The organism is Nocardioides ginkgobilobae (genome assembly GCF_054781275.1).
The window spans coordinates 161,993-177,793 of the sequence record NZ_BAAGUS010000007.1 but is presented as its reverse complement, the minus strand read 5'-3'; the positions used below and the strand labels follow the sequence as shown (position 1 = coordinate 177,793).

The following is a 15,801-nucleotide window of genomic DNA, read 5'->3' as shown; positions in this document are numbered from 1 at the left end:
AGCTGCGGCTGCTGGTTACCCACCGCACCGACCTGGTCGCTGACCGGGTCCGGCTGATCAACCGGCTCCGCGACGTGCTCAGCGGCTACTTCCCCGCACTGGAGCGGGCTTTCGACTACGCCCACAGTCGCGGCGCGCTGGTGCTGTTGACCGGCTACCAGACCCCAGCCGCGATCCGTCGGATCGGCCAGTCCCGGCTGCAGGGCTGGCTGGTCAAGCGGAAGGTTCGCAGCGCCGACCAGGTCGCGGCTGCTGCGCTGGATGCGGCCGGGGCCCAGCACACGGTCGTTCCGGGGCAGGACGTGGCGGCCACCATCGTGGCCGATCTGGCCGCTCAGCTACTGGCGATCGACGACCGGATCAAGGACCTCGATCAACGCGTGACGACCACCTTCCGCGCCCATCCTCAGGCCGCGATCATCGAGTCCCTGCCCGGCATGGGTCCGATCTTGGGAGCTGAGCTCATCGCCGCAGCAGGCGACCTCAACGGCTACGCCAACGCCGGCCGACTCGCGTCGGCCGCTGGCTTGGTACCGGTCCCGAAGGACTCGGGTCGACGGACCGGGAACCTGCACCGCCCGGTGCGCTACTCCCGCAAGCTGCGCCGCGTGTTCTACCTGTCCGCGCAGTCAGCGATGATGCGCGAGGGACCCAACCGCGACTACTACCTGAAGAAGCGCAGTGAGGGCGACAAGCACGTCCAAGCGCTCATCTGCCTGGCACGCCGCCGCGTCGACGTCCTATGGGCCCTCCTACGCGACAACCGACCCTTCGAGCCCACCCCGCCAGTCCGGAAACAGCTGGCCCAATCGGCTTGACAAAGTCATTGAGAATCCACCGATTCTCGCCTGCTGCGCGACACCATCTGGGCGCCCTGGCTGCGTTGCCGACGCTCGACGGGCACCCAGCAGGCCTTCGCGTCGGGCGCCTTGCCAGGCCACCCATCTGGTGCCGCTCGCGACGGCGACCATCGGTGGATCCAGGCTCAGCCCAGGTCGTCCAGCGCGTCGTTCCACTGACGCGCCAGGACGGTGGGCACGTCAGCGGCCAGCACCTCCGCCAGTCGTGACCGCTGGTCGGCGCTGAGGGCCAGGGCGGGGAAGGCGTTGCGCCCCAGGACCAGGCTGAAGCCCTGGCCACGCCGGCGGGCGATGTCGGGGCCGGCGTCGAGGTAGGCCTCGACGTACGGCGCGCACAGGTCGGGGCGTTCGGCGTCCCACAGGCCGGCGGCCAGCGACTCGAAGAGCCGGTTGGAGACCTCCGGCTCCACCATCCGGGCCCAGGCCTGCGCCTTGGCCTCCGGTGTCGGGCGGGCGGCGAGCGCACGGGCGGCGCCGAGGTCGCCGGCGAACGACCCGTCGGTGGCCCGCTCGGCGGCGATCCGGTCGGAGTCCACGGCGCCGAGGGCGGCCAGGCGGGCCAGCGCCGACCAGCGCAGTGCCGGGTCCAGGGTGACGTCGGCGCCGAGGTCGGTGCGGCCTGCCTCCAGCCAGCGCTCCAGCAGGTGCGGTTCGCGGGTCGTGGCGACGAGCCCGCGCACCAGGGCGATGGCGACCTGGTCGTCCGTGGCGCCCGGCCCCGAGGTCAGCCCGGTGGTGCACGCCGCGGCGACCGCGTCGGAGAGTCCGGCGACCGCGTCGGCGGCGGCGACCCGGGTGCGGACCGCTCCGAGGGTGCGGTCGAGCACGGCGGTGGCGAGCGCGGGCCGGGGCTCGCGGGGCAGGTGGGCGGCCACCAGGTCGGCGTACGCCGGCACGGGCAGGGCACCGGTGCGGACCTCGTCGAAGCAGTGCGCCCACAGCACGGCGCGCTGCAGCTCGTCGGTGACGTCGGAGAGGCGCTGCCGGACGAAGGTTGCGGAGTGGTCGTCCAGGCGCAGCCGGACGAAGGACTCGCCGCGGCTGTTGGGCACGACGGCCAGACCGGCCCAGTCCGGCAGGGGGAGCGGTGCGCCGGCCAGGTCGATGAGCCGCTCGCCGGCGACGGAGCCGTCCGCGGCGTACGCCGTGACCGAGAAGCGGTGGGGGCGCGAGCCCTCCCGCACCAGCACCGGCGTGCCGTCGGCGTCCCGCTCGACCGCGACGGTGTCGAAGCCCGGCCGCCGCAGCCAGGCCTCGGCCCACGCGCGGACGTCGCGCAGGGAGGCCTCGTCGAGGGCCGAGACGAGGTCGTCGAGCGTGGCGTTGCCGAAGGCGTGCCGGGTCAGGTGCGCGTTGACCCCGGCGAGGAAGTCCTCGTCGCCGAGCCAGGTGACGAGCTGGCGCAGGCAGGAGTTGCCCTTGGAGTAGGAGATGGCGTCGAAGTTGGCGAAGGCGGCGTCGACGTCGGGGACGTCCTCCGGCGCCGGCGCCACCGGGTGGGTGGAGCGGCGCTCGTCGGCGGTGTAGGCCCCAGGCTTGCGCGACGACTCGTGCCCGACCAGGGCGCCCGCGAAGCCCGCTCCGTCGTCCGCGACGCGGTAGCCCATGTAGTCGGCAAAGGACTCGTTGAGCCAGGTGTCCTCCCACCAGCGCATCGTCACGAGGTTCCCGAACCACATGTGCGCCATCTCGTGGGCGATCACGGTCGCCCGCGCAACGCGCTGGTGGTCGGTGACGCGTCCGCGCGGGAGGTACTCGTCGCGGTAGGTGACGCATCCCGGGGTCTCCATCGCGCCCCAGTTGTGGCCGGGGCCGAAGAGCTGGTCGTAGGAGTCGAAGGCGTAGGGCTGGTCGAAGAGCGTGGCGTAGTGGTCGAAGCAGGCTTCGGTCGTGCGGCGCAGCTCGTCGGCGTCGCGGTCGAGCTCGGCGGCCAGGGAGGCGCGTGCGTGCCAGCCGAAGGGCAGCCCGGCGTGCTCCCAGGTCACCGAGTGCCACGGGCCCGCGCACACCACGAAGAGGCTGGGACAGATGCGGGGCGTGGTCGCGAACCGCCAGCGTCCCGCGGTCTCGTCGTGCTCGCGCACCCGGCCGTTGGCGAGCACGGTCCATCGCGGGTCGGCGGTCACCGCCAGGTCGAAGGTCGCCTTCAGGTCGGGCTGGTCGAAGCAGGGGAAGACGCGCTGCGCCACGTCGAGGGAGAGGTACGCCGAGATGTAGGTCTCGCCGTCCTCCGGGTCGGTCATGAGGTGCATGCCGTCGCCGTCGCTGACGTAGGGCACCTCGGCCCGGACGACCACCTCGACCGGCTCGCCGACCGGCAGGCCGTCCAAGGCGATGCGGCGACCGTCGTACGTCCAGGTGAGGGGGTGGGCGCAGTCGACCGTGACGTCCGTGGCGGCCGTGAGCTCGAGGAAGGTCGCGGGCGTGGCCGCGGTGAACCGGACCGTGGTGGTGCAGGCGAAGCGCCGTCGCTCCCAACCGGTCAGGTCGAGGTCGATCGCGTAGGAGGCGACCTCGACGGTGGCGGCACGGTCCCGGGCCTCGGCCAGCGTGAGCGACATGGGCCCACCGTAGGGCGGTCACCGATTCGCCTTCGCCTGCGGGCCGACCTAGACTGCTGCGGTTGCCTCGGCGAGGGAGCGCGCGGTCCGGCAGGGTCGCGGGGCTCCGTGATCGACAGGGCGGAGATCGCGCCGCGCTGCCTCGTCACCACCGGGAGCGCGGCGCTGTTGCGTCCGCCCCCGGCCCGCCCGGCTCCCACACGTCACGCACGGCCCGCACCACACCCCCGACACGTCAGCAGCACCGCAGCACGAGGAGAGCGCATGTCCACCGAGAAGATCACCGCCGAGGTCCGCACCGAGTTCGGCAAGGGCGCTGCCCGCCGCATCCGTCGCGAGCACAAGGTCCCCGCCGTCGTCTACTCGCAGGGCGGCGAGCCGCAGCACCTGACCCTGCCGGGCCACGACACGATGATGGCCCTCAAGCACGGCGGCCCCAACGCGCTGCTCGAGCTCGACATCGACGGCACCACCCAGCTCGCGCTGACCAAGCAGGTCCAGGTCGACCCGATCCGCCGCGTGCTCGAGCACGTGGACTTCGTCGCGGTCAAGCGCGGCGAGAAGGTCACCGTCGACGTCCCCGTCGTGGTGGTCGGCGAGGCCGGCCCCGAGACCCTGGTCGTCACCGAGAACGCCACCGTCTCTGTCGAGGCCGAGGCGACCCACATCCCCGAGTCCTTCGAGGTCTCCGTCGAGGGCGCCGAGGCCGGCACCCTCATCTACGCCTCGGACCTCTCCCTGCCCTCGGGCACCACCCTGCTGACCGACCCCGAGACCCTCGTGGTCAACGTCGCGCAGCAGGTCTCCGCCGAGGCCCTCGAGGCCGAGCTGGAGGAGGCCGAGGCCGAGGCCGGCATCGAGCGCGAGGAGTCCGACGAGGACGCCGCCGCCGAGGGCTCCTCGGACGAGGCTGCTGCCGAGGGCGACGCCGACTCCGAGTGACGCACCCCGTCACTTCGTGCGGTTTCTGAGCAGACGGGCCCGGGATCCCCAGATGAGCGACGACTCGACCGCCACCGGCGACGTGTGGCTGGTCGTCGGGCTGGGGAACCCGGGCCCGAGCTATGCCGGGCACCGGCACAACATCGGCTACATGGTCACCGACGAGCTGGCCCGCCGGATGGGCTCGGGCTTCCGCGCCCACAAGTCCGGCCGCGCCGACGTCGTCGAGGGCCGGCTCACCCCGCCCGGCGTCCCCGGGCCGCGCGTGGTCCTGGCCCGCCCGCGCTGCTACATGAACGAGGTCGGCGGGCCGGTGAAGGCCCTCGCGACCTTCTACAAGGTCGCCCCCGCCCAGGTCGTGGCGATCCACGACGAGCTCGACATCGCCTTCGACACGATGCGGGTCAAGCTCGGCGGCGGCGACAACGGCCACAACGGGCTGAAGTCCATGCGCTCCTCCCTCGGCACCGGCGACTTCCACCGGGTGCGGGTCGGCATCGGCCGTCCCCCGGGTCGCCAGGAGGTCGCCGACTTCGTGCTGTCGGACTACTCCTCGGCCGAGCGCAAGGTGCTGCCCTTCGTGGTCGACACCGCCGCCGACGCGGTCGAGTCGCTCGTCTCCGACGGGCTCGAGAAGACCCAGCAGCGGTTCAACAGCTGAGCGTCGCTGCCGGCCGTCCCGCCGGGCCGACGAGTGCGCGGGCCGTTGTCGCCACCTGCTGGCACCGGTGTGCGGTCGGCGGCTGTGCACAGCCGGATGCGCCCGAGCCCGCCCAGCCGCGCGCACGCCTGCCCGGCCGGTCGCCTCGCTGTCATCCGAGGAGAGCGACGTAGCTGGAGGTCGTGTCCGGCACCTGGTGCCGGAGGGGACCTCCACCCTGGGGGGTCTGATCGCCAGGCCGTCGAGGGCGAGGGGGTGGGCGTGCTGGTAGCCCGGCCGCCGGGTGGTGGTCGGGCTGCGAGCGGTGTCGGGTGGTCAGACGGTGAGTGGTGTGGTGCCGTCGGGGTGGACGAGGAACTGGTTGCCGTGGGGGCTGGTCCAGAGCCAGTGGCCTGGTGAGAGTCCGCGGACGGCCCAGGGTCTGCCTGCTGGTGAGGGGTGGGTCTTGGCGCGGTGGTCGTGGCGGCACAGTGGCGCCAGGTTCTCGGTGCTGGTCTGGCCGGGTGGTCCGCCTCGGTCGGGTGGGACGTACTCGACGGTGTGGTCGAGGTCGGCGGACTCGGCGGGTCTGCGGCAGTGGGGGAACGAGCACGTGGTCCTGGTGAGTTTCACGCGGGCCGCGATGCGGTCGGGGACCTCGTAGGAGTCGACGGCGACGGTGTCGTGTAGGTCGATGACGGGCTTGACGATGACCTGGGTGCCGGGGGTGCCGCACCACTCGCGGATGGTGTCGGCGGTGAGGAGCTGGCGGTGGTTGTCGAGGCGGGCGAGGTTGAGGCCGAGCTTGCCGGTGACGGGGTCGACCTGGGGTGCGCCGGTCAGGGCGGCGTCGGAGAGGTGGACCGTGAGCACGACGATCCGGCGAGCGGACGTGCGGGCGTTGCTGCCGGGGCCGGTGGGCGTGTCGGTCGCGCGGTCTCGACGACGCTCGCTGGCGCTCGCTGCTCGACCATCCTGCGTCTCGCGACCGTCCTGCGCGGCTCGACCGTCCTGTGTCGCTCGGCCGTCCTGCGCGGCTCGCTGGTCCTGCGTCGCTCGATCATCCTCGCCGGCGGCCGCATCAGGTGCGGGAAGGAGGTCTTGGCCACGGGCGATGTAGCCCAGCGCCTTCGCGCGGCGCACGGCCAGGTCGTCGGTGGAACCGTCGGCCAGCAGCTGGTGGGCGATCTGCCGAATGGCTGTTTCGAGGTCCTCGGCGTCGGCGCGGTCGAGGAGCCCGTCGGCGGACACGGCGGAGGCCGCACCGACCGAGGTGGCGAGGGATGCGAGGTCGAGGTCGAAGTAGAGGTTGGCGCGGGTGTCGCACTCGGCGACCTCGGTGGATTCGGGGTCGAACCGGGCGGAGGCCTCGAGGACGAGTCGGTCGACGACGACGGGTCCGGCGGTGTGGATGACGTGGGCGACCTGGGCGTCGACGAACGCCACGGCCGCTTCGGAGAGGGCCTTGGTGGTCTGGGCGAGGCGGCGGACCCGCCACGCGGTGACCTGTCCGGCGACGAGCCGGGCCCAGACCTTGGGGAGGCGGTGCTTGGCCTCGATGGCGTCACCCACGAGCAGGCGCCCGGACTCGCGCGTGCGCCCGAGGGCGGTAGACAACTCGGTGACGGCGAAGTCGGAGACCTCGGGAGCGCCGGCGCCGGCCAGATCGAGCATGGTGTCGGCACCGGGCATCCCGAACCGGGCCGTCCACGCAGCCTCGGCGGCGTCGTACACCTCCTCGTCGGGGTGGGAGTAGGTGCCGTAAAAGTCCGGCATCAGGACACCGGTGGTGTGCGCATCTGCCCACTGCGCGACCCCGATCAGCAGCTCGCGGGCTGCGTCGTCCTCACGCGCCTTGGCGGCGCGGATCGCCTCGAGGAGGGAGCTGGTGGGCATGGTGAAAGTGTAGTCGAACACACGTTCGACAGACAGCGTTTCCGCAGTTCAGACCCACTTTTCTGAGACACTTAGGTGCGTCGCTCGAAGCCCGACCCAAGCGAGCACCCCAGCGGCGGGCGACCATCGAGTCGAGCGCAACCAAGAAGCTGAAGTGGCACCCAGGGCGACCACGCCTTCACTGAATTCGGGACCTGCTGCGGCGCGAACCCGCCACGACCCGCAGGCGGTGACCCAGGGAGCAACCAGGGGTACAGCGGGGCGCGTCGGCGTACGGGGTCTCGACGACGGCTCGCCTAGCGGCGCGCCTGCTCGACCACCGCAGAACGGCGCTGGCGCTCGCCTGCTCGACCAACCAGCGCGGCTCGGTCTCGCCGACATTCCCCCGCGCGACCACCAGGTCGGCGTCGGCCCGGTGACCGATAGCCTGCGGGGCGTGACCTCCTCTGGTTTTGAGCCCGGAACGCCCCCCGCCGACGCCGACGACCACGTCCTCGCCACCTGGCTGGCCGAGACGGCCGGCCGCCGCCTCCTCGAGGTGCGGGCCGAGGGCCTGGAGGGCAAGGAGCTCAAGGACGCCGGCGACGCCGCCGCGCACGCGCTGCTGATGCGCCTGGTCGCCGAGCACCGTCCCGAGGACGCCGTGCTGTCGGAGGAGGGCAAGGACGACAAGGCCCGGCTCTCCGCCGAGCGCGTGTGGATCATCGACCCGCTCGACGGCACCCGCGAGTTCTCCGAGCCCCCGCGCGACGACTGGGCCGTGCACGTGGCGCTCTGGCAGTCGACGGAGGAGGGCGGCACGCTGGTGGCCGGCGCCGTGGCGCAGCCCGTGCTGGGCGAGACGTTCAACACCGGGAACCCGCCGATCGTGCCGCCGAGCACCTCGGAGCGGCCGCGCATCGCGGTCTCCCGCAGTCGCCCGCCGGCCTTCGTGCAGGCGCTGGCCGAGGAGATGGGTGCCGAGCTGGTGCCCATGGGCTCGGCCGGGGTCAAGATGATGTCGGTCGTGCGCGACGTGGCCGACGCCTACGTCCACGCCGGCGGTCAGTACGAGTGGGACTCCGCCGCCCCGGTCGCGGTGGCCCGCGCGGCCGGCCTGTTCACCAGCCGGGTCAACGGCGACGAGCTGGTCTACAACCAGGACGACGTCTACCTGCCCGACCTCATCGTGTGCCGCCCGGAGCTCTCCGAGCAGATCCTCGCCTTCATCGCCGAGCACGGCACCGACTGAGCCGGGCCAACCCACCGTGCCGGTCCGCCACGTCCTGCTCGACGCCGACGGGGTGCTGCAACGCAGTGCCCCCGACCCGATCGGCCTGCTGGTCGAGTGGGCCGGCGACCGGGCCGAGGAGCTCGGCCGCGCCCTGTGGACCGCCGAGCGCGGGCCGCTGAGGGGCGAGGGCGACTTCCTGCACGTCGTGGAGGCCGTCGTGCCGTCGTACGCCGAGGTCGACCCGCTCGAGGTCTACCGCCGGCTGTGGCACGACATCACCCCGTCCCCGGAGAGCCTTGCCCTGGTCCGGCGCCTCCGCGCGGCCGGTCTCGGCGTCCACCTGGGCACCAACCAGCACCGGCAGCGTGGCGAGCACATGGCGACCGTGCTGGGCTACGACGCGCTGTTCGACGTCTCCTGCTACTCCTGGGAGATGGGCACCAAGAAGCCCGAGCCGGCCTACTTCGAAATCGCCGTCGAGCGGATCGGAGCCCCGGCGGCGGAGGTGCTCTTCGTCGACGACATGGAGACCAACGTCGAGGCCGCTCGAGCCGTGGGCCTGCGTGCCGAGCACTGGCACCTCGACCTCGGCCACGACGTCCTCGAGCGGCTGCTCGCCGCGCACGGCGTGCAGCCGGCCGCCTGACCGCCCCTGCCGGTTCGCGCCTGGTCGGTGACCTGCCGCACAATCGCGGGCGTGATCTCCGGCCCGCGCTCCATCGCGCTCTTCGCGACGCTGCTGGTCGTGGTGACCGCGGCGTCGTTCGGGCTGTCGAGGCTCTACGCCACCCCGCGGGCGCTGGACCTGACCCCGCCGGCGGCCTACCTCGCCGCGCCCGTCCCGGTCACCGCTGACGCCCCCGCCTCGGCGCCGGTGGGCGGGCAGCTGGTCGACCAGCGCTGGCTGGAGCAGACCTCCCGTCGCACCGGCATCCCGCTCCCCGCGCTCCGGGCGTACGCCGACGCGCAGCTCTCCGGGGTCGGGGGCTGCGAGCTCGGCTGGACCACGCTCGCCGGCATCGGCTGGGTCGAGTCGCACCACGGCACCATCGACGACCGGGTCCTGACCCTCGACGGTCGTCCGGACCCGCCGATCATCGGGGTCCCGCTCAACGGGCGCGGCCCGGTCGCGGCCATCCGCTCCACCCCGACGTCGGCCGCCTGGCACGGCGACGAGGTCTGGGAGCGCGCGGTCGGTCCGATGCAGTTCCTCCGCTCCTCCTGGGAGCCCTGGGCCGCCGACGGCGACGACGACGGCACCACCGACCCCCACGACCTCGACGACGCGGCCGCCACCGCGGCGCGCTACCTCTGCGCCTCGGGTCGCGACCTGACCTCCGGCGAGGCCTGGACCGATGCGGTGCTGAGCTACAACCGCAGCCGGGAGTACGTCGAGGCCGTGCACGCCGCCGCCACGACCTACGCCGAGCGCGCCGGGCAGTAGCCGCCCCGCAGCCGCGCAGTAGCCTCGTCGCCGTGCTGCTCACGCTCGACTCCGCCACCCCGCTCGTCACGGTCGCCCTCCACGACGGCACCGACGTCGTGGCCGAGCTGGTCGCCGACCGCCCGATGAAGCACGGCGAGCAGCTGGCCCCGCTCATCGAGGCCGCCATGCACCAGGTCGGCATCGTCCGCCAGGACCTCACCGCCGTCGGGGTCGGCGTCGGCCCCGGCCCCTTCACCGGCCTGCGGGTCGGGCTGGTCACCGCGCGCACCCTCGGCTTCGTCCTCGAGGTGCCCGTCTACGGCGTCTGCTCGCTCGACGTGCTCGCCGTCGAGGCCGCCGACACCGGCGCGCTGCCCGCCGGCACCGAGGAGTTCCTCGTGGCCACGGACGCCCGCCGCAAGGAGGTCTACCTGGCGTCGTACGACGGCGACGGGGTGCGCCTGGCCGACCCGGTCGTCGTGAAGCCGGCTGCTGCGGCCTCCGCGCTCCCGGTGGTGGGGGAGGGGGCGCTGCTCTACCCCGAGCACTTCCCGACGTCCCTCGGCCCGACGCGGCCGAGCGCGGGCTGGCTGGCGCGGGTCATCGCCGACGAGCGCGCCGAGCTGCTCGACCCCGAGCCGATGTACCTCCGGCGCCCCGACGCCGTGGCCCCCGGCGAGCGCAAGCAGGTCTCGTGACGACCCGCCCGGTGCAGGTCCGGGCAGCCGCCGAGGCCGACCTCGACGCGGTCGTCGCGTCCGAGCAGGCCAACCTCGGCGCCGACGCCTGGTCGGCCGGGCTGCTGGCCGAGGGTGTGGCCGGCCGGGTGCCGCACACGTCGTACCTCGTCGCCGAGGTGGGTGGCGGAACAGGTGGTCAGGTCGTCGGGCACGCGGTCGTCTCCGTGGTCGTCGACGTCGCCGAGCTGCAGCGGATCGCCGTCGACGTCGACCACCGCCGGGGTGGCGTGGCCTCCGCGCTCCTCGACGCCTGCGTCGTCGCCGCCCGTGCCGGTGGCGCCGACCGGCTGCTGCTCGAGGTCCGTGAGGACAACGCCGGCGCCCTCGGCTTCTACGCCGCCCGCGGCTTCACCGAGGTCGACCGGCGCCCGCGCTACTACCGCGACGGCGCCACCGCCGTCGTGATGCGCCTGGGCGTCGGCCCGCGCTGCGGCGGCTGACCCGGCCCCGGCGGCGGGGTCCGCACCGGCCGTCCGTCGCGGGCGCCGCTAGGGTCCGGGTGTGCTCGCGGACCTGCTCGTCGGCTTCGCCGCGGGTCTGCTCATCGCCACCCTCACCGCGCCGGTCGGCGTGTCCGGTGCGGTCTTCGTGCTGCCCGTCCAGCTCAGCGTGCTGGGGGTCCCCAACCCGGCCGTCACCTCCACCAACCTGCTCTACAACGTCATCGCCACGCCGGGCGCCCTCCTGCGCTACCGCCGCGACGGCCTCCTCCTCACCCCGCTCACCCGTCTCCTCGTCGCAGGGACCCTCCCCGGCGTCGTCCTCGGCGCGCTCGTGCGGGTCTACCTGCTGCCCGGTCCCGACACCTTCCGGGTCGTGGCCGGGCTGGTGCTGCTCGCCCTCGGCGGGTGGCTGGTGGGACGGACGATGCGTCCGCCCCGTGCCCTGCGCCCGCTCGGACCCCGCGCGATCGTCGTCCTGGCGCTGGGCGTCGGCCTGGTCGGCGGGGTCTACGGGATCGGGGGCGGGTCGCTGCTCAGCCCGGTGCTCGTCGGCTCCGGCCTGACGTTGGCGGCCGTCGCGCCGGCAGCACTCGCCTCCACCTTCCTCACGTCCCTGGTCGGCGCCGCCACGTTCACCGGCCTCGCGGTGGTGGCGCCGGGCTCCTTCGCACCCGACTGGCCGGTCGGCATCGCGTGCGGCCTCGGAGGTCTGGTCGGCGGCTACCTCGGGGCGCGGCTGCAGCCGCACCTGCCCGAGCGTGGGCTGCGCGTGCTCCTCGGGGTGCTGGCCGCAGCGGTCGGTGCGCTGTACCTCGCCCAGGGGGTGTCGTGAGCAGCCGCGACGAGCTCCTCGCCCACCTGCGCGACCTCGACCTGGGACGGCCGGTGCGGGTGGGGATCGACGGGTACTGCGGCGCGGGCAAGACCACCCTCGCCCGGTGGCTGGTCGCGGAGCTGGGGCGCGCCGGGCGGCCGGCGCTGCACGTCGACTCCGACGGCTTCCACCACGTCAGGGAGCGCCGCTACCGGCAGGGTCGCGACTCGGCCCGCGGCTACTACGACGACGCCTACGACCTCGAGGCGCTGGCCGAGCGGGTGCTGCGACCGCTCGGGCCCGGCGGTGACCGCACGATCGCGCCCGCGGTGCACGACCTGGCCACCGACGAGGTGCTGACCGGACGCACGGTCGTGGTGCCCGAGGACGCGGTCGTGGTGTTCGCGGCCACCTTCGTCCAGCGCGGGCCGCTGCGCGACCTGTGGGAGGAGGTCGTGTGGGTGGACACCGACGAGCCGACCGCGACCGCGCGCGGCATCACCCGCGATGCCGAGGCACTGGGCGGACCGGAGGCGGCCGCGGCGGCGTACGACGCCCGCTACCAGGCGGCCTGCCGGACCTACGTCGCCGAGGAGCGCCCGCGCGAGCGGGCCTCGATCATCCTCGACCCGGAGCCCGACCCGAGCGGAACGTGACGACGGTCCGGAAGCCCAGCCGGTCGTAGACCGCGAGCGCGGGGGCGTTGTCGACGTACACCCCCAGCGTGGCGGTGCCCGAGCGTCCCAGCGCCCGCCGGGTCAGGGCGGCGGAGACCGCCGTGCCGAGGCCGCGGCCGGCGGCGTCGGGACGGGTGGTGACCGAGCGCAGGTGCCCTGCGCCCGACGGGTCGCGGTAGAGGGCACCGACGGCCAGCAGCCCGTCCGGACCCGGGACGCCCAGCCAGCACTCGACCCCGCGCGAGCCGGGCCGCGCGAACGAGCCCGGGTTGGCGAGGTCGAGCAGCGCGTCGATCGCGCCCGCGTCGTCGACCTCGACCACCGACGGCTCCAGCGGGTGCGCCGGCGGCTGGTCGTGGGTGAGCATCCAGTGCCAGTGGCCCTCCGTCGGGAAGCGCCACGCCCCCGGCAGCCCGTCGTACGACGCCGCCTGCACGCTCACGCGACCAGGCGGGTCCACCCGGTCGACCGCGAGGTGGGCGAGGCGCGCGAGGTCGGCGGGCGGGCCCAGGCACCACAGCGACGGCCGCCCGTCGGAGGGACCGGTGCGGTTCCGGTTGCCGTCGACGACCAGCGCCTCACCCAGCGCGAGCACCAGCACCGTGTCGTCGGGGTCGAGCTGGTGCCGCACGAACGGGTGCTCCGAGGTGGCCACCAGCTCATGGGGATCGATCTCGCGCAGGCCCTCCACGGGGCCATCCTCACCGGTGGCACCATGTCCTGCGTGAACGAGCCCCTCGTCCTCGGCATCGAGACCTCCTGCGACGAGACCGGCGTCGGCATCGTCCGCGGCCACACCCTGCTGGCCGACGCTGTGGCCAGCAGCGTCGACGAGCACGCGCGCTTCGGCGGGGTGGTGCCGGAGGTCGCCAGCCGCGCCCACCTCGAGGCGATGGTCCCGACGATCGAGCGTGCCTGCGAGACCGCCGGCATCCGGCTGCACGACGTCGACGCGATCGCGGTGACGAACGGCCCCGGCCTGGCCGGCGCGCTCCTTGTCGGGGTGGCCGCGGCGAAGGCGCTGGCGCTGGGGCTCGGGAAGCCGATCTACGGCGTCAACCACCTCGCGAGCCACGTGGCGGTCGACCAGCTCGAGCACGGTGCGCTGCCGGAGCCCTGCGTCGCGCTGCTGGTCTCCGGCGGCCACTCCAGCCTGCTGCGGGTCACCGACGTGACCGGCCACGACGGCGGGGTCGACCCGATGGGCCAGACGATCGACGACGCGGCCGGCGAGGCCTTCGACAAGGTCGCCCGGCTGCTCGGCCTGCCGTTCCCCGGCGGCCCCCACATCGACCGCGCCGCGCGCGAGGGCGACACCGTCGCCATCGACTTCCCGCGCGGCCTCACGAGCCGCCGCGACCTCGAGCGGCACCGCTTCGACTTCTCCTTCTCCGGGCTCAAGACCGCGGTCGCCCGCTGGGTCGAGGCCAAGGAGCGCGCCGGCGAGCCGGTCCCCGTCAACGACGTCGCCGCCTCCTTCCAGGAGGCCGTCTGCGACGTGCTCGTGCGCAAGGCGCTCGACGCGGCCGCCAGCGAGGGGATCGAGGACCTGCTCATCGGCGGCGGCGTCGCCGCCAACTCCCGATTGCGGCACCTGGCCGAGGAACGCGCCGCGAAGCTGGGCATCCGGGTCCGCGTGCCGCGGCCGGGCCTGTGCACCGACAACGGCGCGATGGTCGCCGCGCTCGGGTCGGAGATGGTCGCGCGGGGCCGCACGCCTTCCCCGCTCGACCTCCCCGCCGACTCCAGCCTCCCGGTGACCGAGGTGCTGGCGGGCTGAGCCGGCTCAGCGCCCGGTGAGCCGCAGCGGCGACGGGTCTCCGGGCGTGACACCGCCGCGCGCGACCACCGTCGGCTCCGAGTTAGCCCCGCCGGCATCGACCTCGAGGAGGAGGTTCTCCCCGGTGTTGGCCTGCATGGACACGAGGTAGGACTCGGCGGAGGCCCAGGTCTCGTCGAAGACGGTGCCACCCTCGTACCGGCTGACCACCGTGCCGTCGATCGCGTCTCTCACTTCCACGAACGAGTGGCCGAACCCGTCGAGGTAGGCGTCGACGCCCAGCACGTACCGACCCTCCGGAGAGAACCGAAACGTCCCGGCCTCGCAGGTACGCCACAGCTCCTCGCCGGTGGCGAACACGAGCACGCCGCTGCAGTACTCCTGGCCGAACTCGTCCGCCGAGACGATGCCCGAGACCAGCGCGCCGTCGGCCGAGATGTCGGTGATCGACAGCATGCCGAGACGGTCCAGCGAGAGGACCTCTCCGGTGTGGGTCACGGAGTACTGCGTCGACCCGTCCGGGCTGTTGTCGTAGACCTCGACGAGAGCCACGCAGTCCTCGGCCGTGCAGCCCGGGAGGATCTCGATCGGCGCGCCCGCGGACCGCGCCCCGTCAAGCTCGGCCGGCAGGCCGAACGGCTCGGCAACGCCGGAGACCAGGACCATGGGACGGCTGTCGGGGCCGATCCAGGTCACGGCCCCACCGGCGTCGTCGGAGGCCATGCCGCCCTCGAGCGACTCGTAGGTGTCGATCACCCGGCCCGTGCTGTCGGTCTCGAGGACCGCGAAGGAGCCGCCGTCGGGGTAAGCGCCCAAGACCCAGCGCCCGTCGGTGAGCCACATGACGGTCGAGATCTCGCCGTCGACGTCCGGGACGAACGGCTCGCCGACTGCGGGGTGGATCTGGTTGCCCTCCACCCATGACCCGGTCTGGTCGACCGGTTCGACCTGCTCGGGGACCGGGTTGGCGGTGTCGCTCACGGTCGGCGTGCTGACGGGAGGGAGCGTGTCGGTGGACCCGCCGCCGGTCAGGAGAGCGATCGGGACTACCGCGGCGGCGACCAGCGCCGCTGCGCCGCCGGCGACGACGGCCGCCCGGCGCCGCCGGATGCCCCGGGCCCGGCCGCGGACGTCGTCGAGCGTCAGCGTCGGCGCACCGGCACCGACCGCCTGGATCCGCAGGGCCTCCTCGAAGGTCTTCTCGTCGCTCATCGCTCCTCCTCCCGGGAGCCGGGGGCCAGGTGGCCCGGGGTGCGGTCGCGCAGCAGGGCCATCGCCCGGCTGCCCTGGGACTTCACGGTGCCGACGCTCACGCCCAGCACCTCGGCGGTCTCGGCCTCGGTCAGCCCCTCGTAGTAGCGCAGCACGACGACCGCGCGCGCCTTCGGCGGCAACGTGGAAACGACCGCCCACACGGCCGCCCGCTGCCCCTCGTCGTACGTCGGCTCGACGCCGCCCTCGGGCAGCACGTCGGTCGCGCGCTCGCGCCGCTTGAACGGCCGGCGCCACAGCGAGGTGGTCTCGTTGACCAGGATCCGTCGCACGTAGCCGTCGGTCGCCTCGCGCTCGCGCACCTTGTCCCACGACAGGTAGAGCTTGGCCAGCGCGGTCTGCAGCACGTCCTCGGCCTGGTGCCGGTCGCCGGTCAGCAGGTAGGCGGTGCGCAGCAGCGCGCCCTGGCGGGCGTGGAGGTACGCCGTGAACTCGGCGTCCACCCGCTCCTGCTCGGTCCCGCGCGTGCCCACGTGCTCCACCTCCGTCGCAGTCCTCATCGTGGTGCTCGCATGTCCATGACCATGGGACGCGCGC

The 15,801-nt window shown here is 73.7% G+C and carries 16 protein-coding genes; 11 read left to right on the top strand and 5 right to left on the bottom strand.

The window, feature by feature from the left end; genetic code table 11:
- Window positions 1-818, top strand: an 818-nt coding sequence (locus tag ACYVID_RS09295; protein ID WP_460736431.1) for an IS110 family RNA-guided transposase, incomplete at its 5' end; no start/stop codon positions are given.
- A 167-nt stretch (window positions 819-985) separates the two neighbouring features.
- Here ACYVID_RS09295 and pepN read toward each other — a convergent pair.
- On the bottom strand, window positions 986-3,421 hold the full coding sequence (gene pepN / locus ACYVID_RS09290; RefSeq protein WP_460736430.1) for an aminopeptidase N: 2,436 nt from the start codon (window positions 3,419-3,421) through the stop codon (window positions 986-988).
- Between the two features lie 264 nt (window positions 3,422-3,685).
- Here pepN and ACYVID_RS09285 point away from each other — a divergent pair, with 264 nt between their 5' ends.
- Complete coding sequence (locus ACYVID_RS09285) at window positions 3,686-4,363, top strand: 50S ribosomal protein L25/general stress protein Ctc (protein ID WP_460736429.1); 678 nt, start codon at window positions 3,686-3,688, stop codon at window positions 4,361-4,363.
- A gap of 52 nt (window positions 4,364-4,415) precedes the next feature.
- Window positions 4,416-5,024 carry an aminoacyl-tRNA hydrolase gene (gene pth / locus ACYVID_RS09280; protein ID WP_460736428.1) on the top strand — a complete coding sequence of 203 codons (609 nt, stop codon included), beginning with the start codon at window positions 4,416-4,418 and terminating at the stop codon, window positions 5,022-5,024.
- A gap of 315 nt (window positions 5,025-5,339) precedes the next feature.
- On the opposite strand, the gene ACYVID_RS09275 is transcribed toward pth, so the two are convergent.
- Window positions 5,340-6,899: an HNH endonuclease signature motif containing protein gene (locus ACYVID_RS09275; protein WP_460736427.1), complete on the bottom strand. Its 1,560-nt coding sequence runs from the start codon at window positions 6,897-6,899 to the stop codon at window positions 5,340-5,342.
- A 436-nt stretch (window positions 6,900-7,335) separates the two neighbouring features.
- Between ACYVID_RS09275 and ACYVID_RS09270 the strand changes: the two genes are divergently transcribed.
- The 7 genes from ACYVID_RS09270 to ACYVID_RS09240 all read left to right on the top strand — a co-directional run bounded on the left by ACYVID_RS09270 (window position 7,336) and on the right by ACYVID_RS09240 (window position 12,191).
- Window positions 7,336-8,130, top strand: coding sequence for a 3'(2'),5'-bisphosphate nucleotidase CysQ (locus ACYVID_RS09270; protein WP_460736426.1), 795 nt, complete (start codon window positions 7,336-7,338; stop codon window positions 8,128-8,130).
- Between the two features lie 16 nt (window positions 8,131-8,146).
- The gene (locus ACYVID_RS09265) at window positions 8,147-8,758 is read left to right on the top strand and encodes an HAD family hydrolase (RefSeq protein ID WP_460736425.1); all 612 of its coding nucleotides are present in this window, start codon (window positions 8,147-8,149) and stop codon (window positions 8,756-8,758) included.
- Window positions 8,759-8,809: 51 nt separating this feature from the next.
- A complete protein-coding gene (locus ACYVID_RS09260) occupies window positions 8,810-9,556 on the top strand; it encodes a lytic murein transglycosylase (protein WP_460736424.1) in 747 nt (248 codons plus the stop codon).
- Window positions 9,557-9,588: 32 nt separating this feature from the next.
- Complete coding sequence (gene tsaB / locus ACYVID_RS09255) at window positions 9,589-10,236, top strand: tRNA (adenosine(37)-N6)-threonylcarbamoyltransferase complex dimerization subunit type 1 TsaB (protein WP_460736423.1); 648 nt, start codon at window positions 9,589-9,591, stop codon at window positions 10,234-10,236.
- Window positions 10,233-10,718: a GNAT family N-acetyltransferase gene (locus ACYVID_RS09250; protein WP_460736422.1), complete on the top strand. Its 486-nt coding sequence runs from the start codon at window positions 10,233-10,235 to the stop codon at window positions 10,716-10,718. Before tsaB ends, ACYVID_RS09250 begins: the two co-directional genes overlap by 4 nt.
- Before the next feature lie 61 nt (window positions 10,719-10,779).
- Complete coding sequence (locus ACYVID_RS09245) at window positions 10,780-11,553, top strand: TSUP family transporter (protein WP_460736421.1); 774 nt, start codon at window positions 10,780-10,782, stop codon at window positions 11,551-11,553.
- Window positions 11,550-12,191 carry a nucleoside/nucleotide kinase family protein gene (locus ACYVID_RS09240; protein WP_460736420.1) on the top strand — a complete coding sequence of 214 codons (642 nt, stop codon included), beginning with the start codon at window positions 11,550-11,552 and terminating at the stop codon, window positions 12,189-12,191. The genes ACYVID_RS09245 and ACYVID_RS09240 overlap by 4 nt, the downstream gene beginning before the upstream one ends.
- Here ACYVID_RS09240 and ACYVID_RS09235 read toward each other — a convergent pair.
- Window positions 12,154-12,903 carry a GNAT family N-acetyltransferase gene (locus ACYVID_RS09235; RefSeq protein ID WP_460736419.1) on the bottom strand — a complete coding sequence of 250 codons (750 nt, stop codon included), beginning with the start codon at window positions 12,901-12,903 and terminating at the stop codon, window positions 12,154-12,156. The genes ACYVID_RS09240 and ACYVID_RS09235 overlap by 38 nt on opposite strands.
- Window positions 12,904-12,936: 33 nt before the next feature.
- Here ACYVID_RS09235 and tsaD point away from each other — a divergent pair, with 33 nt between their 5' ends.
- Window positions 12,937-13,992: a tRNA (adenosine(37)-N6)-threonylcarbamoyltransferase complex transferase subunit TsaD gene (tsaD, locus tag ACYVID_RS09230; protein ID WP_460736418.1), complete on the top strand. Its 1,056-nt coding sequence runs from the start codon at window positions 12,937-12,939 to the stop codon at window positions 13,990-13,992.
- Between the two features lie 6 nt (window positions 13,993-13,998).
- Here the strand turns inward: tsaD and ACYVID_RS09225 are convergent, their stop codons facing one another.
- Window positions 13,999-15,204, bottom strand: coding sequence for a hypothetical protein (locus ACYVID_RS09225; RefSeq protein WP_460736417.1), 1,206 nt, complete (start codon window positions 15,202-15,204; stop codon window positions 13,999-14,001).
- Window positions 15,201-15,764 carry a SigE family RNA polymerase sigma factor gene (locus ACYVID_RS09220; RefSeq protein ID WP_460736416.1) on the bottom strand — a complete coding sequence of 188 codons (564 nt, stop codon included), beginning with the start codon at window positions 15,762-15,764 and terminating at the stop codon, window positions 15,201-15,203. The genes ACYVID_RS09225 and ACYVID_RS09220 overlap by 4 nt, the downstream gene beginning before the upstream one ends.
- Between the last annotated feature and the right edge of the window lie 37 nt (window positions 15,765-15,801).

Excerpts from the sequence above, each read along its gene's own strand:
- pepN (WP_460736430.1), bottom strand. The coding sequence starts at position 3,421 with ATGTCGCTCACGCTGGCCGAGGCCCGGGACCGTGCCGCCACCGTCGAG.
- pth (WP_460736428.1), top strand. The coding sequence starts at position 4,416 with ATGAGCGACGACTCGACCGCCACCGGCGACGTGTGGCTGGTCGTCGGG.
- ACYVID_RS09225 (WP_460736417.1), bottom strand. The coding sequence starts at position 15,204 with ATGAGCGACGAGAAGACCTTCGAGGAGGCCCTGCGGATCCAGGCGGTC.
- ACYVID_RS09275 (WP_460736427.1), bottom strand. The coding sequence starts at position 6,899 with ATGCCCACCAGCTCCCTCCTCGAGGCGATCCGCGCCGCCAAGGCGCGT.
- ACYVID_RS09285 (WP_460736429.1), top strand. The coding sequence starts at position 3,686 with ATGTCCACCGAGAAGATCACCGCCGAGGTCCGCACCGAGTTCGGCAAG.
- ACYVID_RS09220 (WP_460736416.1), bottom strand. The coding sequence starts at position 15,764 with ATGAGGACTGCGACGGAGGTGGAGCACGTGGGCACGCGCGGGACCGAG.